22 protein-coding genes are annotated in these 22,996 nt (G+C 71.1%); 12 read left to right on the top strand and 10 right to left on the bottom strand.

What is annotated here, in order from left to right; translation table 11 throughout:
- Window positions 1-12: 12 nt before the first annotated feature.
- Window positions 13-378: a YbjQ family protein gene (locus IE140_RS33305; protein WP_019762066.1), complete on the bottom strand. Its 366-nt coding sequence runs from the start codon at window positions 376-378 to the stop codon at window positions 13-15.
- 152 nt (window positions 379-530) lie between these two features.
- Between IE140_RS33305 and IE140_RS33300 the strand changes: the two genes are divergently transcribed.
- Window positions 531-1,250 carry a DedA family protein gene (locus tag IE140_RS33300; protein ID WP_093445351.1) on the top strand — a complete coding sequence of 240 codons (720 nt, stop codon included), beginning with the start codon at window positions 531-533 and terminating at the stop codon, window positions 1,248-1,250.
- Window positions 1,251-1,359: 109 nt separating this feature from the next.
- On the opposite strand, the gene IE140_RS33295 is transcribed toward IE140_RS33300, so the two are convergent.
- Together IE140_RS33295 and IE140_RS33290 are read right to left on the bottom strand one after the other, a co-directional pair.
- Window positions 1,360-3,063 (bottom strand): threonine/serine exporter family protein, encoded by a 1,704-nt coding sequence (locus IE140_RS33295; protein WP_093445352.1) that lies wholly within the window; start codon window positions 3,061-3,063, stop codon window positions 1,360-1,362.
- Between the two features lie 200 nt (window positions 3,064-3,263).
- Window positions 3,264-3,758: an inorganic diphosphatase gene (locus IE140_RS33290; RefSeq protein WP_003968257.1), complete on the bottom strand. Its 495-nt coding sequence runs from the start codon at window positions 3,756-3,758 to the stop codon at window positions 3,264-3,266.
- A 113-nt stretch (window positions 3,759-3,871) separates the two neighbouring features.
- Between IE140_RS33290 and dacB the strand changes: the two genes are divergently transcribed.
- From dacB to IE140_RS33255, 7 genes are all read left to right on the top strand, one after another.
- Window positions 3,872-5,320, top strand: a complete 1,449-nt coding sequence (gene dacB / locus IE140_RS33285; RefSeq protein ID WP_189460980.1) for a D-alanyl-D-alanine carboxypeptidase/D-alanyl-D-alanine endopeptidase — start codon at window positions 3,872-3,874, stop codon at window positions 5,318-5,320.
- 70 nt (window positions 5,321-5,390) lie between these two features.
- On the top strand, window positions 5,391-6,524 hold the full coding sequence (locus IE140_RS33280) for an Rv3626c family coenzyme F420 biosynthesis-associated protein (RefSeq protein WP_150196299.1): 1,134 nt from the start codon (window positions 5,391-5,393) through the stop codon (window positions 6,522-6,524).
- A 197-nt stretch (window positions 6,525-6,721) separates the two neighbouring features.
- Window positions 6,722-7,834 carry a tRNA lysidine(34) synthetase TilS gene (tilS, locus tag IE140_RS33275; protein WP_093445353.1) on the top strand — a complete coding sequence of 371 codons (1,113 nt, stop codon included), beginning with the start codon at window positions 6,722-6,724 and terminating at the stop codon, window positions 7,832-7,834.
- Window positions 7,835-7,942: 108 nt separating this feature from the next.
- Window positions 7,943-8,482: a hypoxanthine phosphoribosyltransferase gene (gene hpt, locus IE140_RS33270; RefSeq protein WP_003968263.1), complete on the top strand. Its 540-nt coding sequence runs from the start codon at window positions 7,943-7,945 to the stop codon at window positions 8,480-8,482.
- 183 nt (window positions 8,483-8,665) lie between these two features.
- The gene (gene ftsH / locus IE140_RS33265) at window positions 8,666-10,726 is read left to right on the top strand and encodes an ATP-dependent zinc metalloprotease FtsH (RefSeq protein ID WP_093445354.1); all 2,061 of its coding nucleotides are present in this window, start codon (window positions 8,666-8,668) and stop codon (window positions 10,724-10,726) included.
- 166 nt (window positions 10,727-10,892) lie between these two features.
- Complete coding sequence (gene folE / locus IE140_RS33260; RefSeq protein WP_030581782.1) at window positions 10,893-11,498, top strand: GTP cyclohydrolase I FolE; 606 nt, start codon at window positions 10,893-10,895, stop codon at window positions 11,496-11,498.
- Window positions 11,499-11,561: 63 nt separating this feature from the next.
- Window positions 11,562-12,551, top strand: coding sequence for a hypothetical protein (locus IE140_RS33255; protein ID WP_229827006.1), 990 nt, complete (start codon window positions 11,562-11,564; stop codon window positions 12,549-12,551).
- A 48-nt stretch (window positions 12,552-12,599) separates the two neighbouring features.
- On the opposite strand, the gene IE140_RS33250 is transcribed toward IE140_RS33255, so the two are convergent.
- The 6 genes from IE140_RS33250 to IE140_RS33225 form a co-directional block, all read right to left on the bottom strand.
- Entirely contained in the window at window positions 12,600-13,088 is a 489-nt protein-coding gene (locus tag IE140_RS33250) for a DUF3180 domain-containing protein (protein WP_030720723.1), read from the bottom strand.
- A 74-nt stretch (window positions 13,089-13,162) separates the two neighbouring features.
- Window positions 13,163-13,774, bottom strand: coding sequence for a 2-amino-4-hydroxy-6-hydroxymethyldihydropteridine diphosphokinase (gene folK / locus IE140_RS33245; protein ID WP_093445355.1), 612 nt, complete (start codon window positions 13,772-13,774; stop codon window positions 13,163-13,165).
- Window positions 13,771-14,130, bottom strand: a complete 360-nt coding sequence (gene folB / locus IE140_RS33240) for a dihydroneopterin aldolase (protein ID WP_003968268.1) — start codon at window positions 14,128-14,130, stop codon at window positions 13,771-13,773. Before folB ends, folK begins: the two co-directional genes overlap by 4 nt.
- Before the next feature lie 258 nt (window positions 14,131-14,388).
- Window positions 14,389-14,862, bottom strand: a complete 474-nt coding sequence (locus tag IE140_RS33235) for a nuclear transport factor 2 family protein (protein WP_032766455.1) — start codon at window positions 14,860-14,862, stop codon at window positions 14,389-14,391.
- On the bottom strand, window positions 14,859-15,719 hold the full coding sequence (folP, locus tag IE140_RS33230) for a dihydropteroate synthase (RefSeq protein WP_435799480.1): 861 nt from the start codon (window positions 15,717-15,719) through the stop codon (window positions 14,859-14,861). The genes IE140_RS33235 and folP overlap by 4 nt, the downstream gene beginning before the upstream one ends.
- Before the next feature lie 49 nt (window positions 15,720-15,768).
- Window positions 15,769-17,559 carry a phosphatidylglycerol lysyltransferase domain-containing protein gene (locus tag IE140_RS33225; protein ID WP_150196298.1) on the bottom strand — a complete coding sequence of 597 codons (1,791 nt, stop codon included), beginning with the start codon at window positions 17,557-17,559 and terminating at the stop codon, window positions 15,769-15,771.
- 244 nt (window positions 17,560-17,803) lie between these two features.
- Here IE140_RS33225 and IE140_RS33220 point away from each other — a divergent pair, with 244 nt between their 5' ends.
- The gene (locus IE140_RS33220; RefSeq protein WP_150196297.1) at window positions 17,804-18,934 is read left to right on the top strand and encodes an alpha/beta hydrolase; all 1,131 of its coding nucleotides are present in this window, start codon (window positions 17,804-17,806) and stop codon (window positions 18,932-18,934) included.
- Between the two features lie 176 nt (window positions 18,935-19,110).
- Here IE140_RS33220 and IE140_RS33215 read toward each other — a convergent pair whose 3' ends face one another.
- Entirely contained in the window at window positions 19,111-20,283 is a 1,173-nt protein-coding gene (locus tag IE140_RS33215; protein WP_093445359.1) for a betaine/proline/choline family ABC transporter ATP-binding protein, read from the bottom strand.
- Between the two features lie 152 nt (window positions 20,284-20,435).
- Here IE140_RS33215 and IE140_RS33210 point away from each other — a divergent pair, with 152 nt between their 5' ends.
- The 3 genes from IE140_RS33210 (at window position 20,436) to IE140_RS33200 (ending at window position 22,896) form a co-directional block, all read left to right on the top strand.
- Window positions 20,436-21,173, top strand: a complete 738-nt coding sequence (locus tag IE140_RS33210) for an ABC transporter permease (RefSeq protein WP_100564769.1) — start codon at window positions 20,436-20,438, stop codon at window positions 21,171-21,173.
- Window positions 21,174-21,176: 3 nt separating this feature from the next.
- On the top strand, window positions 21,177-21,851 hold the full coding sequence (locus IE140_RS33205) for an ABC transporter permease (protein ID WP_150196296.1): 675 nt from the start codon (window positions 21,177-21,179) through the stop codon (window positions 21,849-21,851).
- A gap of 70 nt (window positions 21,852-21,921) precedes the next feature.
- Window positions 21,922-22,896, top strand: coding sequence for an ABC transporter substrate-binding protein (locus IE140_RS33200; protein WP_109179090.1), 975 nt, complete (start codon window positions 21,922-21,924; stop codon window positions 22,894-22,896).
- Window positions 22,897-22,996 lie beyond the last annotated feature (100 nt).

Here is a 22,996-nt window from a genome sequence, read left to right as displayed (position 1 = left end):
CCCGGCCCCGCGTCACACCTTGCTGATCACCGCTGCCGTCCCGTACGCGCAGACCTCCGTGCCCACGTCCGCCGCCTCGGTCACGTCGAACCGCATCATCAGGACCGCGTTGGCGCCCCGGGCCCGGGCCTGCTCCACGAGCCGCTCCATCGCCTGGTTGCGGGTCTCGACCAGCGTCTTGGTCAGCCCCTTCAGCTCGCCGCCGATCATCGACTTCAGCCCGGCCCCGATCTGGCTGCCGAGGTGACGCGACCGGACGGTCAGCCCGAAGACCTCGCCGATGACCTGGGTCACCTGGTAGCCGGGTACGTCGTTCGTGGTGACGACCAGCACATCCGCCTGTGCCGTCTGGCCGCCGCCGAATTCCTCAATGCCCATAGTGGTGGCACCTCCTGTGATCAGCTTCGGGCCGCTTCGTAGGATGCGCATTCCCACTGTGCGCCACTGGAACCACGGGCACGCATCGGGCGTTGATAGCTTGGGGCGGCCACAGAGCCGCCATCGCACCCCTCATCCTGGAGCCCGGACCCTTGAATACGCTTGCGCTCGGACCGAGCTGGCTGGACCCGGACTATCTGCTCAACACGTTCGGGCTCCCCGGCCTGCTCCTCATCGTCTTCGCCGAGTCCGGCCTCCTGATCGGGTTCTTCCTGCCCGGCGACTCGCTGCTGTTCACCACGGGTCTGCTGGTGACCACGGGCCAGCTGAAGTACCCGCTGTGGCTGGTGTGCACGCTGATCGCGGTGGCCGCGATCGTCGGTGACCAGGTGGGCTATCTCTTCGGCCGCAAGGTCGGCCCGGCCCTCTTCAAGCGCCCCGACTCCCGCCTCTTCAAGCAGGAGAACGTGGAGAAGGCCCACGAGTTCTTCGAGAAGCACGGCCCGAAGTCCCTGGTCCTGGCGCGCTTCGTGCCCATCGTGCGTACGTTCACGCCGATCATCGCGGGCGTCAGCCGGATGAACTACCGCTCCTTCATCACGTACAACATCGTCGGCGCGATCCTCTGGGGCGTCGGCGTCACCGTGCTCGGCGCCCTCCTCGGCAAGATCGACTTCGTGCACGAGCACATCGAGATGATCCTCATCCTGATCGTGCTCATCTCCGTGGTGCCGATCGTGATCGAGGTCCTGCGGGCCCGCAGCCAGGGCAAGAAGGCCGTCCCGGCCGAGGCGGGCGACGGCTCCGGCCGCGCCCCCGGCGGCAACAACGGCCCCTCCTCCGGCCAGCGCGGCCGGCACGCCAAGCGCTGACCCCACCTTCGTACGCGAGACTCCGTAAACGAGCAGGACGACGCCCCACCCCGGAAGTTCCGCGGGGTGGGGCGTCGTCCGTCCGTACGGGGGTGTCCCGGCCGCGGGCTCAGAACCCCCTGGTCCGCTTCGCCGCCCGGCGGCTCGCCCCGCCGATCGCCCCCGGCAGCCCCATGAACAGCCGCGAGATCTCGCTCCCCAGATTCACCCCGATCGCGATGGCCAGCGCCGTCGCCACCGCCGTCGACAGCGAGGTGAGCCCGGTGACCAGCTCGTTCTGCGCCACGCCCAGCAGACCGAAGTACGTCGCCGAACCGGGCAGCAGCGGCCCGATCGCCGCCGTGATGTACGGCAGCGAGGAGTGGAACCGGTAGCGCGAGAACAGCTGGCCGAACAGGCCGACCAGTCCGGCCGCCACCGCCGTCGCCGCGACCGGCGAGATGCCCCCGGTCCGGGCCATCGCCCCGAAGATGATCCAGGCCACGCCGCCGTTCAGGGTCACCGCCAGCACGGTCGACCGCTCCTGCTGGAGCAGCACGGCGAAGGCCAGGCTCAGCGCCATCGACGCCAGGATCTGGACCACCGGCTCGTCGTACGGCGTGAACCGGGCCTCGGGGTTGAGCTGCGCCCCCAGCTGGAGCCCCAGATAGAGGACGATCAGCACGCCCGCGACGATCCCGATGAAGAAGTACATGACTTCGAGCAGCCGGGCCGAGGCGGTGATGTAGTAACCGGTCAGCCCGTCCTGCACCCCCGCCACCAGCGCCCGCCCCGGCAGCAGCGCGAACAGCCCACCGGTGATCACCGCGGACGGGCGGACATCCGTCGAATGGGTCAGCGTCAGCGCCACCCCCAACGCGGCGGGCGGCATCGCGGCCACCGTGAACTGGTAGAACTCCGGCAGCCCGCGCCCGGCGCACAACCACGCCAGCCGGTCGCCGAGCATCGCGCCCGCCGCCGCCACCATGAACACCAGGAACCCACCGCCGACCAGCACGGAGGCCGAACCGGCCAGCAGCCCGGCGGCCGCCGTCAGCACCCAGCCCGGATACGGGTGACGGTTACGGCGGATCTCCGCGAGCCGCCGGTAGGCCTCCTCCAGCGACACCTCGGCGTCCGTACTGGTGATGTCGTCGACCAGCCGGAACACCGCCGCAAGACGCGTGTAGTCGGTGCCCCGGCGGCGTACGGTACGGCTCGCCGTCACCGGGTCGTCGACCAGCGACGGCTGGTGCGAGATGGACAGCAGCGTGAAGGTGACCGTGGGCTCGCTGCGGTCCAGGCCGTAGGACCGGGTCACCGCGAACATCGCCGCCTCGACGTCCTCGGCGCCCTCGCCGCCCGCCAGCAGCAGCTCCCCGATACGCAGCGTCAGGTCGAGCACGCGCGGCACGGCCGGACCCGTGTCGTCGTCGGTGCGCTGGATCGACTCGGCCGCCGGACGCTCCGTCACCGGCATCCGCAGCATCGTGCGCATCCGGTCCTGCCAGGGCGCCTCCTTGGTCAGCTTGACCATCGGAATGCCCTGCGCCGGGGTGAAGGCGGGCGGCGACTGCTGGGCCCGGTACGTGCTCGGCGGCGTGAAAGCGGAACTCAGCGTGTCGGAGTTCGAACCGCCCCCGGGGCCGCCGCCCGGGCCGGCCGGACCGCTCGGTTCCGGCTGCACCCCGGTCGGGAGCGCGAACTCCGACGTCGGATGGTCCTCCTCGGGCGGCGACACCGGATGCATCGTCCCGGCGGGCGGAGCGAAAGCGCTCCGCGCCTCGTCGGACTGGGGCTTCTGGTCCTCAGGACCGCCCGATTCCGCCACCACTCGACCTCGTTCCTGCTCGACTGCACGTCATTGGGGGTCGCCCCGCCGCACGTGTGCCCAGTATGGCCACCGGCATGGGCCCCGCACGCGCGGAAGTGCGGACAGCGAAACGGACAGCGAAACGGGCGGCACACCCGCGAAGGTGTACCGCCCGTTCGAAGACGGCCGTCCGGCTCACAAACGGAACCGGAAGAGGGACGTCAGTGCGCGCCGCCCTGCGCCTCAAGGCGCTTGTAGGAGGCCTCGATCTCGGCCTCCGCCTCGGCGCGGCCGACCCAGTCGGCGCCCTCGACGGACTTACCCGGCTCCAGGTCCTTGTAGACCTCGAAGAAGTGCTGGATCTCCAGGCGGTCGAACTCCGACACGTGGTGGATGTCCCGCAGGTGCTCCACGCGCGGGTCGGATGCCGGGACGCAGAGCAGCTTGTCGTCGCCGCCCGCCTCGTCGGTCATCCGGAACATGCCGATGGCGCGGCACTTGATGAGGCAACCGGGGAAGGTCGGCTCGTCCAGGATGACCAGCGCGTCCAGCGGGTCGCCGTCCTCGCCGAGGGTGTTCTCGACGAAGCCGTAGTCGGCCGGGTAGCTGGTCGAGGTGAAGAGTCGACGGTCCAGGCGGATCCGACCGGTCTCGTGGTCCACCTCGTACTTGTTCCGCGAACCCTTCGGGATCTCGATGGTGACGTCGAACTCCACGGGTGGCTCCTCCATGATCAACACATACGACTGGTGATTAAGTGTCCCCCACGCAGAAGTGTGCTCGCGAAAGGGGCTGGTCAGCGGTGGCCGAGCAGGTGGAAGAACCGTCGATGCGCCCCTCGGACCCGTGGGGCGGGCCGAAGATCCTGACGAAGAAGCGCAACGGGACGTACACCTGGCAGGTGATCGCAGGCTCCGCAGCGCTCGGCCTGGTCGTCGCCGCCGGCGCCGTCCTCGCCGCCGGCCCCTGGGACAACGGTCAGCGTAAGGCCGAGCGGGCACTCGCAGCCGCCGGTGACCGCACAGGTGGCGCACATCACGGCCGCCCGACGCCCGACGGCCCCCGCCCGGCCCCCAGCGCCCCGGCCGTCCTGCCCGCCCTCGGCACCACCACCCACGACGCCCCCCAGGACGCCGCCGCACTCCGCGACACCCTCGCCCCGCTCATCGGAGAACCCGGACTCGGGGACGAGGTCGCCGCCTCCGTCATCGACACCGCCACCGGCGAGCAGTTGTACGAGCAGGGCGCCACCACCCCGATGACCCCGGCCTCCACCATCAAGATCGCCACCGCCACCGCGGCCCTCTCGGTCCTCGGCCCCGACCACCGCATCGCCACGACCGCCGCGCTGTCCCCCGACTCCCGCACCGTCACCCTCGTCGGCGGCGGCGACCCCACGCTCAGCAGGGCGGCCCTGCGCGCGATGGCCGCCGACACCGCCGACGCCCTGCGCGAGGAGGACCGGGACTCCGTACGGCTGGCCTACGACATCTCCCGCTACACCGGCCCCGTGCTCCACCCGATCAGCCCCAACGAGAACATCGCGCCCGTCACGGCTCTGATGGTCAACGAGGGCCGCCTCGACGACACGGACCGCGGCACCGCCGAGCGCAGCGAGGACCCCGCGGGCGACGCCGCCCGCACCTTCGCCGCCGCGCTGAAGAAGGCCGGCGTCAAGGTCTCCGGCGCCCCCCGCGAGGCCCGCGCCGCCGAGGACGCCCGCACCGTCGCCACCCACCGCTCCGCCCCGCTCGACGCCCTCGTCGAGCGCACCCTCACCAACAGCGACAACGACATCGCCGAGGCCCTCGCCCGGCAGACCGCCATCGCCAAGGGCGAGAGCGCCTCGTTCGCCGGGGCCCGCCGCGCCGTCACCAACGAGCTGAAGAAGCTCAAGGTCCCGACGGCCGGCGCCCACTTCGCCGACGGCAGCGGCCTGGACCGCAGGGACCGGGCCACCCCCGCCCTCCTCACCGCGCTCCTCGCCCGCGCCGCCGACCCCGACCGCCCCGGACTCCGCCCGGTCCTCACCGGCCTCCCGATCGCCGGCTTCAGCGGCACCCTCGGCGGCCGGTACGCGCCGGACGCGGCGGGCACCGGCCTGATCCGCGCCAAGACCGGCACCCTTCGGGGCGTCAACTCCCTCGCCGGCACCGTCGTCGACCGGCAGGGCCGGCTGCTCGCCTTCGCCTTCCTCGCCTCCGGCAGCATCGACGCGGGCCAGGCCGAACCCGCCCTCGACGCCCTGGCCACCGCACTCGCCGGAACGGGCGGCTGAGCCCGGGGCCGTCCCCGAAGAGCGGCGCAACACCCCACCAAGGGACGACAGCCTCACGTACGGTTGACGCATGACGAGCATCGGTGGTGCCCAGATGGTCGACTGGAATCTCGCGGTGGCGACCGCGACCCGGCTCGTACGGCCCGGGCCCGACATCAGCCGCGAGGAGGCCCGCGCCGTCGTCGCGGAGCTCCGGCGGCACGCCAAGGCCTCGGAGGAACACGTCCGGCTCTTCACCCGGATGATCCCCGAGGGGACCGAACCCGAGGACACCCCCGTCCTCGTCGTCGACCGCCCCGGCTGGATCAAGGCCAACGTCGCCGGATTCCGCGAACTCCTCCAGCCCCTGCTCGCCAAGATGGAGAGCCGCCGCTCCGGCGGACCCGGCGGCGCCGTCCTCGGCGCGGTCGGCGGCAAGGTCACCGGCGTCGAGCTGGGCATGCTGCTCTCGTTCCTCGCCTCCCGGGTGCTCGGCCAGTACGAGACGTTCGCCCCGGCCACCCGCGAGCTGCCCGCCTCCGCGAACGGCGGCGGCCGGCTCCTGCTCGTCGCCCCCAACATCGTCCACGTCGAACGCGAGCTGGACGTCGACCCGCACGACTTCCGGCTCTGGGTCGCCCTCCACGAGGAGACCCACCGCACCCAGTTCACCGGCGTGCCCTGGCTCCGCGACCACCTCCAGGGCGAGATCCAGACGTTCCTCGACGAGACCGACGTCGACCCGATGACCTTCCTGGAACGCCTCCGGGAGGCCGCCCAGTCCCTCTCCGGCGGCCGCCCCGAGGGCGAACAGGGCGAGAGCGACACCCGCAGCCTCGTCGACATCGTCCAGACCCCCGCCCAGCGCGAGGTCCTCGGCCGCCTCACCGCCGTCATGTCCCTCCTCGAAGGACACGCGGACTACGTCATGGACGGCGTCGGCCCCGACGTCGTCGGCTCCGTCTCCGAGATCCGCGAGAAGTTCCAGCAGCGCCGCGCCCAGGGCGCCGGCCGCCTCGACCAGGCCCTGCGCAAGCTCCTCGGCCTCGACGCCAAGCTCCGCCAGTACAAGGACGGCGAGAAGTTCGTACGGTCGGTCGTCGACGAGGCCGGCATGGACGGCTTCAACCGCGTCTGGACCTCGCCCAACACCCTCCCGACGAAGGCCGAGATCGCCAAGCCCGCCGACTGGGTCGCGCGCGTGCACCGTAAGGCCGAATCCTGACCATCGGACGCCCCGGGCAGTCCCGAGGGACCGATATTCGCCCCCCAATCACCCATCCGAGGGACCATGGAGGCCCGGGAAGGCGTGCAATGCTCGATGAACAGCTTGCCTCTGTCACCATCGACGCACTCTGAGTGACGGGACTCACGCGTTCCGGCGCTCGACGCTCCTCCCGAACTCCACGAAGGGCACCGGACATGGGTCCCCATCCTGCGGTCGCGGCGATACGCCTGGCGGTCCGCCGCGTACTCCACGACGTCATCACCGAATTCCACCGGTACGCCGGCCCCGACCGGCCCGCCGAAGCGGCCAGGCGCCCCGCACACGCCGCCGGCTCCCCCTACGCCGAGGCCGCCGCCGCGGGCGGCTCCCTGACCGCCCTCCCCGAACGGCCCGACACCCCGCTCGTCCTCGTCGCCTGCTCCGGCGGCGCCGACTCCATGGCGCTCGCCTCCGCGCTCGCCTTCGAGGCCCGCAAGCTCGACGTCCGGGCCGGCGGCATCACCGTCGACCACAACCTCCAGCCGGGCTCCGGCCTCCGCGCCGCCGAGGTCGTCACCCGGCTCACCGCCATGGACCTCGACCCCGTCGAGGCCGTCGCCGTGCACGTCGGACGCGAGGGCGGCCCCGAAGCCGCCGCCCGCGACGCCCGCTACGCCGCGCTGGACGCCGCCGCCGAACGCCACGGCGCCGCCGCCGTCCTCCTCGGCCACACCCGCGACGACCAGGCCGAGACCGTCCTCCTCGGCCTCGCCCGCGGCTCCGGCATCCGCTCGCTCTCCGGCATGGCCGCCGCCTCCGGACCGGCCGGCCGCTACCGCCGCCCCTTCCTCCAGCTCGACCGGCAGACCGCCCGCAAGGCCTGCCTGGTCCAGTCGATCCCCGTCTGGGACGACCCGCACAACATCGACCCCGCCTACACCCGCTCCCGGCTCCGCCACGAAGGGCTGCCCGCCCTGGAGAAGGCGCTCGGCAAAGGCGTAGTCGAAGCCCTCGCCCGTACCGCCCAGCTCTCCCGCGACGACGCCGACGCCCTGGACACCTGGGCCGCCGAGGCCGAGCTGACCGTGCGCGACGAGACCGGCCGCCTGGAGTGCGCGGGGCTCCACGCCCTGCCCCCCGCGGTACGCCGCCGGGTGCTGCGCCGCGCCCTGATCGAGGCCGGGGCGCCCGCCGGCTCCCTCTTCGCCCGGCACCTCGAAGAAGTCGACCGCCTGATCACCGGCTGGCGCGGCCAGCGGGCCATCAACCTGCCCGGCCGCGTCGAGGCGCTGCGGCAGGGTGGCAGACTGGTCATTCGGCAGAGCTGACGCGCGAGCGGCTGAAGTGCAGACGAACCGCCGCCGGCCCGGGCGCACCCGGACCGGCGGAACGGGCCGTCGGCAGCACAGAAAGAGACGTGGGTGAACGAGAAGGACATGGGTACCGACCTTCAGTCGGTGCTCCTCACCAAGGAAGAGATCGACGCGAAGCTCGTCGAGCTGGCCGCGAAGATCGACGCGGAGTACGCGGGCAAGGACCTGCTGATCGTCGGCGTCCTCAAGGGCGCGGTGATGGTCATGGCGGACCTGGCGCGTGCGCTGTCCACCCCCGTCACGATGGACTGGATGGCCGTCTCCTCGTACGGGGCGGGCACCCAGTCCTCCGGCGTCGTGCGGATCCTCAAGGACCTCGACACCGACATCAAAGGCAAGCACGTCCTGATCGTCGAGGACATCATCGACTCCGGACTGACGCTGTCCTGGCTGCTGTCCAACCTGGGCTCCCGGGAGCCGGCCTCGCTGGAGGTCTGCACCCTGCTGCGCAAGCCGGATGCCGCAAAGGTCGCGATCGATGTGAAGTGGATCGGTTTCGACATCCCCAACGAGTTCGTCGTCGGCTACGGGCTGGACTACGCGGAGAAGTACCGCAACCTGCCCTTCGTCGGCACGCTGGCCCCGCACGTCTACGGCGGCTGACCCCCGGGCAGGCCGCCGGGGAACCCTCACCGCCTCCGGGCCGTTGGAGCTTCGAAAGCAGGTTTCTCCGCTGCACCCAGCGGTCGCGGGTGCCCATGCTGAGGTACCGTCCGAAGAACACTCTTTTCAAACAGCAGCATTTACCTACGGGCAGGAGGGACGGGGCGTCTTCGCTCCGTGTGGATGGACGTGAAGCGATACTTCCGTGGGCCGGTCATGTGGATCGTGCTGGCCGTCCTCGCCGTGGTCGTGTTGATGCAGGTCGTCGGCTCGTCGGGCGGCTACAAGACGGTGGACACCGCCAAGGTGGTCCAGGCGATCAGTAAGAACCAGGTGGAGCAGGCCAAGCTGACCACCGGTGACGAACAAATCCTCAAGGTCGAGCTGAAGGACGGCCAGAAGCTGCCGGGCGAGTCCGGCAGCAAGTTCCAGGCGAGCTACATCGGCAACCAGGGCGTCGAGCTCGCCGACACGCTCCAGCAGAAGTTCGAGGCGGGTGACATCGAGAAGGGTTACACCGTCTCGCCGTCGAAGCAGTCCCCGTTCGTCTCGATCCTCCTCTCGCTGCTGCCCTTCGTCCTCATCGTGGTCGTCTTCCTGTTTCTGATGAACCAGATGCAGGGCGGCGGTTCCAAGGTCATGCAGTTCGGCAAGTCCAAGGCCAAGCTGATCACCAAGGACACCCCCAAGACGACCTTCGCCGACGTGGCGGGGTCCGACGAGGCCGTCGAGGAGCTCCACGAGATCAAGGAGTTCCTCCAGGAGCCGGCGAAGTTCCAGGCCGTCGGCGCCAAGATCCCCAAGGGCGTCCTGCTCTACGGCCCGCCCGGTACGGGCAAGACGCTGCTCGCCCGCGCCGTCGCCGGCGAGGCGGGCGTCCCGTTCTACTCGATCTCCGGTTCCGACTTCGTCGAGATGTTCGTCGGTGTCGGCGCCTCCCGCGTGCGTGACCTCTTCGAGCAGGCCAAGGCGAACGCCCCGGCGATCGTCTTCGTCGACGAGATCGACGCCGTCGGCCGCCACCGCGGGGCCGGCATGGGCGGCGGTCACGACGAGCGCGAGCAGACGCTCAACCAGCTGCTCGTCGAGATGGACGGGTTCGACGTGAAGGGCGGCGTCATCCTGATCGCCGCCACGAACCGCCCGGACATCCTCGACCCGGCGCTCCTGCGTCCGGGCCGCTTCGACCGGCAGATCGCGGTCGACCGCCCCGACATGCAGGGCCGCCTGGAGATCCTCAAGGTGCACCAGAAGGGCAAGCCCGTCGCGGAGGGCGTCGACCTCGGCGCCGTCGCCCGGCGCACGCCCGGCTTCACCGGCGCCGACCTGTCGAACGTGCTCAACGAAGCGGCGCTCCTGACGGCGCGCAGCGACAAGAAGCTCATCGACAACGAGAGCCTCGACGAGGCGATCGACCGCGTCGTGGCGGGCCCGCAGAAGCGGACCCGGATCATGTCCGAGAAGGAGAAGAAGATCACCGCGTACCACGAGGGCGGACACGCCCTGGTCGCGGCGGCCTCCCCCCAGTCGGACCCGGTCCACAAGATCACGATCCTCTCCCGCGGCCGCGCCCTCGGTTACACGATGGTGCTCCCGGAGGAGGACAAGTACTCCACGACCCGCAACGAGATGCTCGACCAGCTGGCGTACATGCTGGGCGGGCGCGCGGCCGAGGAGCTGGTCTTCCACGACCCGACCACCGGTGCGGCGAACGACATCGAGAAGGCCACGGCGACGGCCCGCGCGATGGTCACGCAGTACGGCATGACGGAGCGTCTCGGCGCGATCAAGTTCGGCGGCGACAACTCGGAGCCCTTCCTGGGCCGCGAGATGGGCCACCAGCGCGACTACTCGGAAGAGGTCGCGGCCCTGGTCGACGAGGAGGTCAAGAAGCTCATCGAGACCGCCCACAACGACGCGTGGGAGATCCTCGTCGAGAACCGCGACATCCTCGACGCCCTGGTGCTCGAACTGCTGGAGAAGGAGACGCTGGGCAAGGACGAGATCGCCGAGATCTTCGCCCCGATCGTCAAGCGCCCGGCCCGCCCGGCCTGGACCGGATCCGCCCGGCGCACCCCGTCGACGCGGCCCCCGGTCCTCTCGCCCAAGGAGCTCGCCCTCACCAACGGCAGCGCCAACGGCTCGGCCACCCCGCCGGAGATCGCCCCGACGGCGGACCTGACCAAGGACATCGCCCCGTCCACCGAGGCGATCCCCGAGGACCGTCCGGAGAACAACAGCTAGTCCGCGCTCCACAGCAGGTGAGACGCCCGTCACGGGCCACCGCACCGGTTCCGGAATGCATGCCGCGCCCCCCAGGTTCTAGCCTGTGGGGGCGCGGCTTTTCCGTATGCCAGCGATGTCCGATCGCGAACCCGCGCACGGAACGGCACAGAGGAACGAGGCACAGATGACCGACCCGGTGACGCTGGACGGCCAGGGTTCGATCGGCGAATTCGACGAGAAGCGGGCCGAGGCGGCCGTACGCGAACTGCTGCTCGCCGTCGGAGAGGACCCGGACCGCGAGGGCCTGCGGGAGACGCCGGGGCGGGTGGCGCGGGCGTACAAGGAGATTCTGGCCGGTCTGCGGCAGGAACCCGAGGACGTGCTCACCACGACGTTCGATCTCGGGCACGACGAGATGGTCCTGGTGAAGGACATCGAGATCATGTCTCTCTGCGAGCACCACCTCCTGCCCTTCCACGGCGTCGCGCACGTCGGCTACATACCGGCCGACTCCGGCAAGATCACCGGCCTGTCGAAGCTGGCCCGGCTGGTGGACGTCTTCGCCCGCAGGCCCCAGGTGCAGGAACGGCTCACCACGCAGGTGGCGGACTCGCTCATGCGGATCCTGGAGGCGCGGGGCGCGATCGTGGTGATCGAGGCCGAGCACATGTGCATGTCGGTGCGGGGCATCCGCAAGCCCGGGGCGAAGACCACGACGTCGGCCGTACGCGGACAGCTGCGCGATGCCTCGACCCGCGCCGAGGCGATGAGCCTCATACTGGCGCGCTAGCCCTGTCAGTGGTGCCCGATACGCTCCTCGGCCTGTGAGGGTGGACAGGCCGAGGAGCGCCGCATGAGCGACGGGTTACCGAGCAGGCAGACCGTGAACGCGGTGGGAGGGCGTCTCCGGGCCCGGGAGATCGCTGTCGGCACCAGGCTGTGGACGCTGCACGGGCACCGCGCGGTACGGACGACGGTCACGGACGTGACGGCCGTCAAGGTCAGAACGGCCGTGGAGGTCGCCACGAGTCATGCGGCCTTCACGGTCTCCGGGGATCTTCTCCTGGCCACACCGGGTGGCTGGATCCGTGCCGAGGACGCGGCGGGCAGAACCATCGAGTGGACCCACGCGCGCAAGCTCTGCCGTGAACGGCTCACGTTCCGCATGGGACACGCGTTCGGCTATTTCGTGGGGGCCACCTGTGGCGACGGCACGGTGGGCAAGAACTACGTGTCGCTCGTCGTGAACGACGAGGCGTTCGCCACCCGCTACGCGAGGTGCCTCACGGAGGCGACCGGCCTGGAAGCACGGCTTCAGCCCGTCGTCCGGCCCTCCGGGTATCTGGGGCGGGACGTACCGGGCTTCCGGGTCCGGGTGGTGTCCTCCTACCTCGCCGACGCCCTGCGCCAGTACGCCGGTGGCGACGCGCACCACATGAGACAGGCGTTTCCGCGGGTCGTGCTGCGGGACCGTGAGGTCTTCGACGGTTTCCTCGACGGGTACGCGGACGGTGACGGGTGCCGTGCCAAGCACTGGGCCGGCCGGACCCCGGTCAGCGCCAATGTGCCGTTCCTCGTCGACCTCGCCGGGATCATCGGCGCACGGTTCACCCCCGCGAGGAACGGCCTCGCGTCGCACCTGGTCGTGGTGGACCGCTGGGCGGCCCGCGGGACCTTCCGGCCGGAGCATCACGACGCCGACCCCGTGGAGTCGAGCTGGGTGACCGTCGAGTCCGTGCGACCCCGTCCCGCGCCCGGCAAGCCGTTCACCCTGTACGGATACCGGCTCCAGCCGCATCCCACGTTCCTGGTCAACGGACATCTGGTCCGCGTGGCGGCATGACCGGCCCGGCTGCCGTGGAAGCGGCGGCAGCCGGGCCCTCGTCGTGCGTTACGCCGCCGCCGTGCCCGTGCCGTCGTGGTCGTTGCCGTCCTCCGGGAGGCGGCAGACGCGTTCCAGGAAGAGGGCGGCGGCGATGACGCCGATGCCGGCGATCACCGCCGCGCCCGCGTAGATGGCCTGGTCGCGGCGGGGCGGGATGTCGAGGTAGCTCAGGAGGAAGACGCCCGTGCCGCCGTACATGCCGGCGACCAGGGCGGCCACCAGGGCGCTCGCCTGGCCGAAGACGACCGCGCGGGCCGCGAACAGGGGCTCGACGCCCTTGGCGCCGGGGCGGCGTTCGCGCTGGGCGCGGAGGCGGGTGCGGGTGGAGAGGGCGGTCGCGAGGAGGATCACCGCGATCACGGCGAGCACGATCGACGCGGCCAGCGGGACGCTCGGCAGAGTGCCGAAGGAGTCCCAGAGACGGGCCCCGCCCCAGGAGAGGACACCGGCGGCGGCGAAGAGGCCCGCCAGTACCCCGAGCCGTAGTTGCTTCACCGCGTGAGCCGCCCTTCGCGCCGCCTGTGCCCGGTCCGGCCGTGCGCCGGACCACCGTCCGTCGAGCCTAACGATTACTCCGGCAGACGCAGTTCCAGGTCGGCGCGGGGCAGCACGCTGTCGCGGCCGACCTGCGCGAGGAGCTGGGCCACCGGTCCGGCGCCGGGCAGCTGGGCCTCGGGGTCCATGTCGTGCCAGGGGGCGAGGACGAAGGCCCGCTCGTGGGCGCGCGGGTGGGGGAGCGTGAGCACCGGGTCGTCGGAGAGGACGTCGGCGTACGACACGATGTCGACGTCGATCGTGCGCGGCCCCCAGCGCTCCTCGCGGACCCGGTCGAAGGCCTCCTCGACGGCCTGGCCGCGCTCCAGCAGCGAGGCGGGCGGCAGCGTCGTCTTCACGAGGATGACCGCGTTGAAGTAGGAGGGCTGCGAGTTCGCCTCGACGCCCCAGGGCTCCGTCTCGTACACCGGGGAGACGGCCTTGACCCGCAGGCCCGGGGTGTCCTCCAGGGCGTCGACGGCCCCCTGGAGGGTCTCCAGGCGGTTGCCCAGGTTGGAGCCGAGGGAGATCACGGCCATCTTGGGGTTGGAGAGGGTGATGTCGGCGGCGTCCACCTGCCGGACGACGGCGGTCGGAACCGGCTGTACGGTCGGGTCGCTCTGCCCCTCGGTCGAAAATGCGGTCATGCTCGGCTCCGGGTGATGGTGATGGTCACGTCGTCGAAGGGGACGGTGATCGGCGCGTCCGGCTTGTGCACCACGACCTCGACCTCTTGGACGCCTTCGTGCTTCAGGCACTGCTGGGCGATGCGCTCGGCGAGCGTCTCGATCAGATCCACCGGTTCGCCCGTCACCACGTCGACGACCTCCTCGGCCACCACGCCGTAGTGCACGGTGCGGGCCAGGTCGTCGGTGGCTGCCGCGGGGCGGGTGTCGAGGCCGAGCACCAGGTCGACGATGAAGGTCTGGCCCTCTTCCCGCTCCCGGGGGAAGACGCCGTGGTGCCCACGGGCCTTGAGGCCGCGCAGCGCGACACGATCCACGCGAATCACTCCTGCTGTCGTTGGTCGAGAGGCACCCGGCCGCGTGCGGGCGGCGAGGTGCCTGCTTTCGAATCTACCTGCGAGCACCGACAGTGCTCGCCCGTGGGGGCCATGGACAGCGCCTCACCGGGCTGGTAGCCGCCCCTACCCCTTGGTGATCGGTTCGAATCCCTATCGGTCCCGTACCCACTCGGGAGGGTGTTTCCCCCTCGGGAAGGGGATTCCTCGGGCGGCGGGATTCCTCACGAGGGGGATTCTTCAGGAGGGGGATTCCTCGTCGTCGTCCTCGTCGGACTCCGTGAGGACCGGCGACCCGTGGTGGGACCAGAGCTTCCAGCCGTCGGCGGTGCGCCGGAACACGTTCGTCGCGACGACCAGCTGGCCCACCAGCGGGCCCAGCGCGTTGCCCTCCTCGGCCGGTCCGCCGCTGAGGATGTTCTCGGTGCAGGTGACCAGGGCGGTGTCGCCGGTCATCGCGATGTTGACGTCGGTCAGGAAGAACTGGATGTATTCGGTGTTCGCCATGATCAGGGCGTAGCTGCGCAGCACCTCGCCCCGGCCCGTGAGCACCGGCCAGCCGGGGTGGACGCAGGAGACGGTGAGGTCCTCGCCGGGCAGCCAGCGGTCGGAGAGCTCCTCGTGGTCGCCGCGTTCCAGCGCCTCGTAGAAGGCGGTGTTCGCCGCCTCGACCTCCGCGATGTCGGCGGCGGCCTGTGCGTGTTCCTCGTTCACGCGGCTCCCTCGACCGCGCGGGCGACGCGGACGGCGTCGGCGGTGGCCCGCACCTCGTGGACCCGGACCGCCCAGGCGCCGGCCTGCGCCGAGAGCGCGGAGACGGCGGCGGTGGCCGCGTCGCGTTCGCGGGCGGGCGGCGGGGAGCTGCCCGGTCCGGCCAGGACGTGGCCGAGGAAACGTTTGCGGGAGGCGGCCACCAGCAGCGGGCGGCCCAGGGCGTGCAGCTCGGCCAGGTGCGCGACGAGCGTCAGGTCGTGGGCGGCGTCCTTTGCGAAGCCGAGGCCGGGGTCGATGACGAGGCGTTCCGGGGCGACCCCGCCCGCGATCACCGCGTCCATCCGCCGCCGCAGCTCGTCGAGGACCTCGGCGACGACGTCCTCGTACACGGCGCGGCTGTTCATCGACTCGCTGAAGCCGCGCCAGTGCATCACGACGAACGGGACCTCGGCGGCGGCGACGGCCGGGATCATGTCCGGGTCGGCGAGGCCGCCGCTGACGTCGTTGACCAGGGCGGCCCCGGCGGCGACGGCCTGCTCGGCGACGCGGGCGCGCATGGTGTCCACGGAGACGGTGACACCCTCGGAGGCCAGTCCCCGTACGACCGGGATCACCCGGCGCAGCTCCTCGTCCTCGTCCACCCGGCTGGCGCCCGGGCGGGTCGACTCGCCGCCCACGTCGACCAGGTCCGCGCCCTCGGAGACCAGATGCAGACCGTGTTTGACCGCGGCCGTGGTGTCGAACCAGCGGCCGCCGTCGGAGAAGGAGTCGGGCGTCACGTTGACGACCCCCATGACCGCACAGCGGTCCCACTCCGGCAGCCCTCGGACCGTGCCCCGCGTGCGTGACGTACTCATACGACCAGACTAGGGCGTGTCGGATCTCCCGTGACCGCCGTACGACGGCTCACGCCGTGCTCGCCTCGTGCTCCGGGCGCGTACGCGCGGCGTGACCGCACGGGCGGGGTGTGCGGGGCCGGAACGGGCGGGGCGGCGAGAGGTTCACGAAGCCCTCCGCGCGCATCGCCGCGATCCCGATCCGGGGCAGGTCCCGGCTGGTGCGGAAGACCACGAAGCGGGGCTCCCAGCGGGGCTTGAACTTGGCGTTGAACTTGTACAGCGACTCGATCTGGAACCAGCGCGAGAGGAAGATCAGCAGCCCGCGCCAGCAGCGCAGCACCGGCCCCGCGCCGAGCCGCTCGCCGCGGGCCAGCGCCGAGCGGAACATCGCGAAGTTCAGCGAGACCCGGGCGACGCCGAGCCGTCCGGCGGCCTGGAGGGAGGCGACGATCAGGAGCTCGTTCATGCCGGGGTCGGCCGAGCGGTCGCGGCGCATCAGCTCCAGGGACATTCCGTCGCGCCCCCACGGTACGAAGTGGAGTACGGCCTTCAGGTCGCCGTGAGGGGAGTCCTCCGTACCGGAGCCGGGCAGGTGGGCGGTGGCGATCACGCAGTCGCCGTCGGCCGGGTCGCCGATCCGGCCGAGCGCCATGGAGAAGCCGCGTTCGGTGTCGGTGCCGCGCCAGTCGGCGGCGGCGCGGCGGATCCGGTCCAGTTCGGCGTCGCCGATGTCACGCGCCCGCCGGACCCGGGTCTCGTAGCCGCCGCGTTCGATGCGCTTGACCATCTGCCGCACGTTCCGCATGGCCCGTCCGGCGAGGGAGAAATCCGCCACGTCGACCACCGCCTCGTCGCCCAGCTCCAGGGCGGTGAGCCCGGTCTCGCGGGTCCAGACCTGGCCGCCGGTCTCGCTGCAGCCCATCACGGCTGGGGTCCAGGAGTGCGCCTGCGCCTCGTCCATGAAGCGCTCGATCGCGCCCGGCCAGGCCTCCACGTCGCCGATGGGGTCGCCGCCGGCCAGCATCACCCCGGAGACGACCCGGTAGCAGACGGCGGCCTTGCCGCTGGGGGAGAAGACGACGCCCTTGTCGCGGCGGAGCGCGAAGTGGCCGAGCGAGTCCCGCCCGCCGTGCCGCTCCAGCAGTTCCCGCAGCCGGCTCTCGTCGTCCTCGGTGAGGCGGGCCGCCGGGTGTTCGGGGCGGAAGGCGAGGTAGATGGTGGTGACGGCGGTCAACAGGCCGAGCGCGCCCAGCGAGTAGGCCACCGTCCAGCTGGTCCTGCCCGCGTAGTCCACGGGGCCCTCGACGCCGAACAGGCCGTACAGCACGTGCTGGAGGCGGTCGGCGATGGACGGGTCGCCGACGACCCGGCCGGGGTGGACGCTGACGATGATCAGCCCGAGCCCCAGCGAACCGGCCCCGAGCAGCACGAAGTTGGCGAGCGCGCGCCAGCGGCTGCGCGGGTCGGGCAGCGCCCGGAACTGGTCGCGGTGGCGGACCAGCAGCCAGCAGAGCGTCAGCGAGACGAGCACGCCGACGATCGAGTGGCGGTACGCGAACTGCGCCACGGCCCCCACGGGGAGCAGGACCACCGCCGCCCGCCAGGCCCGCCGCTTGTGCCGCTTCAGCCCGTGGGCGAGCAGGAGCAGCAGTATGCCCGCGCTGAGCGAGAGCGCGGCGGCGAACGGCCCGAGCGCCCCGGGGAGCACCTCGGCGAGGGTGTGCATCCGGCTGTGCCGGAAGCGGGGGAAGACGCCGGCGGCGACGTCGATCAGCCCGACGACGGTGCAGGCGGTACCGACGAGGGACGGCACGGATTCGGGCCGGGGCCCGCGCAGCAGCCGGCGTACGCCGTGCATCGCGTGCGTACGGCGCGTCCGGTCCGGAACCGATACTGACTTATCCCCATCTAGCGTGACAGACATCCATCGTTTCCCGTGGCTCGCGAGAGGTTCTCTTGGGTCCGTCCGCCGGCCGGGGCCCGCGGACGATGGGCGCCCTCTAGGACGTGGGCCGGGGAGCGCGGGTTCACCCACATTCCGGAAATTTCCCGCATCCCGCGCCCGGCCTCCCCCGCCAAGGAATCACGGAGAAAGCACGCTCATGGGTCTCACCAGCACCGCAGTTCTGGCGGTCGTGGCCGCGCTGGCCGTCGCGCTGTTCGCCGCCACGGTCCGGTTCTGGCCGCGGCTGGCCCGGCCCGGTGCGGCCGCGGTGTCGGGCCGGATCGGACTGCTGCTGGCGACCCAGCTGACGCTGTTCGCCGCGGTGGGTCTGGCGGCCAACAACGCCTTCCTCTTCTACGGCTCCTGGGCCGATCTCTTCGGGCGGCAACAGGAGCTGGGCGTCGTCACCGACCACGCGGACGGGGAGGCGGGCGAGGCCGGCTCCCGGCACCTGGCGCGCGTCGGCACCCAGCACCCGGACGTGCCGGGCGGCCGGGTGCCCTCCGTCGGCGGGCGGATCGACAAGGTGGTGGTCTCGGGGCGCACGTCGGGCATCGAGTCCCCGGCGTACGTCTATCTGCCGCCGGAGTACTTCCGGGCGGCGTACGCCGGGCGGACGTTCCCGGCGGCCGTGGTCCTCACCGGCTACCCGGGCACGGCGGAGAACCTGCTGAAGGGTCTGCGCTACCCGCAGACCGCGCATGACCTGGTGAAGGCGGGGAAGGCCCGGCCGATGATCCTGGTGATGCTGCGGCCGACGGTCGCGCCGCCCCGGGACACCGAGTGCGTGGACATCCCCGGCGGCCCGCAGACCGAGACGTTCTTCGCGAAGGACCTCCCGGAGGCGGTCACGGCGTCCTACCGGGCCGGGAAGGAGGCCCGCGACTGGGGCATCATCGGCAACTCCACCGGCGGCTACTGCGCGTTGAAGATCGGGCTGCACCACCCGGACCGGTACGCGGCGAGCGCCGGGCTCTCCGCCTACTACAAGGCCGCCGAGGACCCGACGACGGGCGATCTGTTCCACGGGAAGCAGGAGCTGCGCGACCGTGCCGACCTGCTGTGGACCCTGGAGAACCGGCCGCCGTCCGGCGGTTCGTTCCTGGTGACGACGTCCCGGCAGGGCGAGGACAACCTCGGGAGCACGATGAAGTTCATCGAGAAGGTGAAGGCGCCCGCGAAGGTGTCCTCCATCGTGCTCGACAGCGGCGGGCACAACTTCACGACCTGGCGGCGGGAGATCCCGCCGGCCCTGCAGTGGCTGAGCGCCCGGCTCGGCGAGGACTGAACCGGGCCGGAGCCGAGCCGAAGCCGAACCGGACCCCGCGAACCGGACGGCCCGGGCGAACCGGACTGCCCGGGCGGTCCGGTCCGGTCCGGGCGGTCCGGTCCTGGCTATCCGGTCCGGTCCTGGCGATCCGGCTCGGGCGGTCGTCCGGTCCGGGCGGTCCGGTTCGGTCCGTCCTACGCGGTCGCCACCGTCTCCACCGCGACCTCCGCGCGCGGTACGTCCTGGGCGTCGGCGTCGATCGAGCGGCGCAGGGCCTCGTGCAGCCGGGCGGGGGTCAGCACGCCGAGGAAGCGGCCCTCGCTCTCCTTGTCGATGACCGCGATCCAGCCCGCGTCGTGCTGGAGCATGGTGGCGAACGCCTGCTTGAGGGGCGCGCCGAGCGGCAGCCAGGCCTCCATGCGGCGGGCGTGCTCGCGGACGGTGCCCTTGACCGTGGCGTCGGCGGTCGCGTCGGCGGGGATCCAGCCGTGGAGGTTGTCCCGGCCGTCCAGGACGACCGCCCAGCGCGCGCCCTCGGACCTGAGCCGTTCGGTGGCCGTGGCCAGCGGGTCGTCGAGGTGGACGACCGGCGGCTGGTCGAGGTCGCTCTCCTCGATGGGCGTCACGGAGAGCCGCTTCAGCCCGCGGTCCGCGCCGACGAAGTCGGCCACGTACGGGGTCGCGGGCGCTCCGAGCACGGTGGCCGGGGAGTCGAACTGCTCGATGCGGCCCTGTCCGTAGACGGCGATGCGGTCGCCGAGGCGGACGGCCTCCTCGATGTCGTGCGTGACGAACAGCACGGTCTTGCGGACCTGGGCCTGGAGTTTCAGGAATTCGTTCTGGAGGTGTTCGCGGACGACCGGGTCGACCGCCCCGAAAGGCTCGTCCATCAGGAGAACGGGCGGATCGGCGGCCAATGCGCGGGCCACACCGACGCGTTGGCGCTGGCCGCCGGAAAGCTGTTCCGGATAGCGGTCACCATAAACGGACGGGTCGAGTCCGACGAGGTCGAGGAGTTCGGCGGCGCGTTCGCGTCCCTTTCCGCGCTTCCAGCCCAGCAGATGGGGAACGGTCGCGGTGTTCTCCAGCACCGTCTTGTGCGGGAAGAGGCCCACCTGCTGGATCACATAGCCGATGCGGCGGCGCAGTTGGACGGGGTCGATGGTGGATATGTCGTCCCCGTCGAGGAATATCCCGCCCTCGGTCGGTTCGATCAGCCGGTTCACCATCTTCATGGTGGTCGTCTTGCCGCATCCGGAAGGTCCGACGAGCGTGACCAGTTCACCCTCGGCGACCTCGAAGGAAAGGTCGTCGACGGCGGTGGTGCCATCGGCGTACCGCTTGGTGACGTGCTCGAAACGGATCATGGTTCCCCATTGTGGCGGGCGTTTCGTGAAGGACATGTTGCCGGAATGCGACAGCCCTCCGCGATTGTCAGTGGTCGAGGATAGGCTCATCAGTCATCAGTTCGATCCGGGGAGATCCGGGCAGACGAGGGAAAGCAGGAGGTGGGGGGCGGATGGCCGAGCAGAGTTGCCTGGTGACGAACGACTGGATCTGCGGGGAGTATCTGCGTTCCCGCAGCCAGGAGTTGACCGACGCGACCGTGCAGCACATCGGGATCACGGTGGTCTCGGTGCTGATCGGGCTCGCCGTGGCCTTTCCGCTGGCGCTGCTCGCCCGCCGGGGCCCGCGCTTCGCCGGACCGGTGCTCGGGCTGACAACCGTGCTCTACACCGTGCCCTCGCTGGCGATGTTCTCGCTGCTGCTGCCCCTGTTCGGGCTGTCGGCCGCGCTCGTGGTGACGGGTCTGGTGCTCTATTCGCTGACCATCCTCGTACGCAACATCCTGGCCGGGCTCGCGGCGGTGCCGCAGGAGGCCAGGGACGCCGCCCGCGGCATGGGGTACGGGCCGGCCCGGCTGCTGTGGGAGGTGGAGCTCCCGCTGGCGTTGCCCGCGGTGATGGCGGGGCTGCGGATAGCCACCGTGTCGACGGTCGCGCTGACCACGGTCGGCTCGCTCGTCGGCAAGGGGGGCCTCGGCAATCTCATCGAGGACGCCCTGCCCAGCTTCTTCAAGGCCCAGGTGCTCGCCGCATCGGTCCTGTGCGTGCTGCTCGCCGTGGTGGCTGACCTGCTGCTGCTCGGCCTCCAGCGGCTGCTGACGCCCTGGACCCGGATATCCGGGGCCCTCGAGGCCGCCCCGGCGAAGACCGACGCGGGGCCGTCCGCCCCGGCGACCGTGGAGGTGGGCTGACCCGTGGGAGTCATCGGCGACGCCTGGACCTGGCTCACCACCGGGGCCAACTGGTCGGGCGACGGCGGAGCCGCGCACCGGCTCGGTGAGCATCTGTACGTGAGCGGGGTCTCCCTCGCGGTGGCCTGCGCGATAGCCGTGCCGATCGCCCTGTATCTGGGGCACATCGGCAAGGGCGGTGCGCTCGCGGTGAACCTCTCCAACGTGGGGCGGGCCGTCCCGGTCTTCGCGGTGCTGGCCCTGTTCATGGTCACGTCCCTGCGCAACTCGGGGTACTGGCCCACGATCATCGCGCTGGTCCTGTTCGCGGTGCCACCGCTGCTGACCAACGCCTATGTCGGCATGCGCGAGGTGGACCGGGCCGTGGTGGAGGCCGCGCGCGGCATGGGGATGTCGGGCGCTCAGCTCTTCGTCCGGGTCGAGCTGCCGCTCGCCTACCCGATGATCATGACCGGGCTGCGGTCCGCCGCCGTCCAGGTCGTGGCCACCGCGTCGATCGCCGCGATGGTCGGCCTCGGCGGTCTGGGCCGGATCATCACCGCCGGGTTCAACACCTACGACACGGCCCAGGTCTTCGCGGGCGCGGTCCTGGTCGCCGGACTCGCCCTGGTGGTGGAGGGCGTGCTGGTGGGCCTCGACCGGCTGCTGTCCCCGCTGCGCCGCCGCAGGCCCGCGTGAACGCCCGGCGCCTCGTTCTCGATCACCTTTCTTCTGGTCACTTTTCTTCTGTTCGGACGGAGAACAACACATGAGCAGGACCTCGCGGATAGCCGGAGCGGTCATCGGCATGGTGGCGCTGGCCGGGTCGCTCGCGGCCTGCGGTGGCGACAGCCTGGAGCAGGAGAAGAGCGGCTCCGGCTCCTCGGCCGGCGGCGACGGCAAGAAGGGGACCCTGGTCGTCGGGTCGGCCTCCTTCACCGAGTCCAAGGTGCTCGCCGAGCTGTACGCCCAGATCCTCGGCGACGCCGGATACAGCACCTCGGTCACCACGGTGAAGAACCGTGAGCTGTACGAGCCCTCGGTGGAGAAGGGCGAGATCGACGTCGTACCGGAGTACGCGGCCACGCTCGCCGAGTTCCTCAACGCCAAGGTCAACGGGGCGGACAAGGCTCAGGAGAAGCCGGTGGCCTCCGGAGACGTGGACGCCACGGTCGCCGCGCTGAAGGAGCTCGCCACCCCGCTGGGTCTCACGGTCCTCCCGCCCGGAAAGGCCGTGGACCAGAACGCCTTCGCGGTGTCGAAGGAATTCGCCGACAAGAACAGCCTCAAGACGCTTTCCGATCTCGGGAAGTCGAAGCTGAAGGTGAAGATCGCGGCGGGCGACGAGTGCGAGGTGCGGCCGTTCTGCGCACCCGGTCTGAAGAAGACGTACGGCATCGACGTCACCGGGATCGACCCCAAGGGCGTCGGCACGCCGGTGTCCAAGCAGGCCGTCCGGGACGGCAAGGTCGAGCTGGTTCTGACGACCACCACGGACGCGGTGCTGGACGGTCTGGTGTTCCTGGAGGACGACAAGAAGCTCCAGAACGCGGACAACGTCCTTCCGGTCCTGAACACCAAGGACGCGGGCGACCCGGAGATCGCCGACGCCCTCGGCAAGATCACCGCCGCGCTCACCACGGAAGACCTCGCCGAGCTGAACCGGAAGGTCGACGCCGAGCGCGCCAAGCCGGCGGATGTCGCCAAGGAGTATCTGGAGTCGAAGAATCTGATCAAGAAGTAGCGCTCGGTCAATAGGCAAAGGGCCGTGGAGAGGGCTTCGGGGGAGCCGCGAGGTAACCGGCGGGGAACAGATTCCCGGGCGGCTCCCCAAGTGGCCCGCA

It is taken from the genome of Streptomyces parvus (genome assembly GCF_014648875.1).
Taxonomy (GTDB): Bacteria; Actinomycetota; Actinomycetes; order Streptomycetales; family Streptomycetaceae; genus Streptomyces; species Streptomyces parvus.
This window is presented reverse-complemented; position numbering and strand designations above follow the sequence as displayed.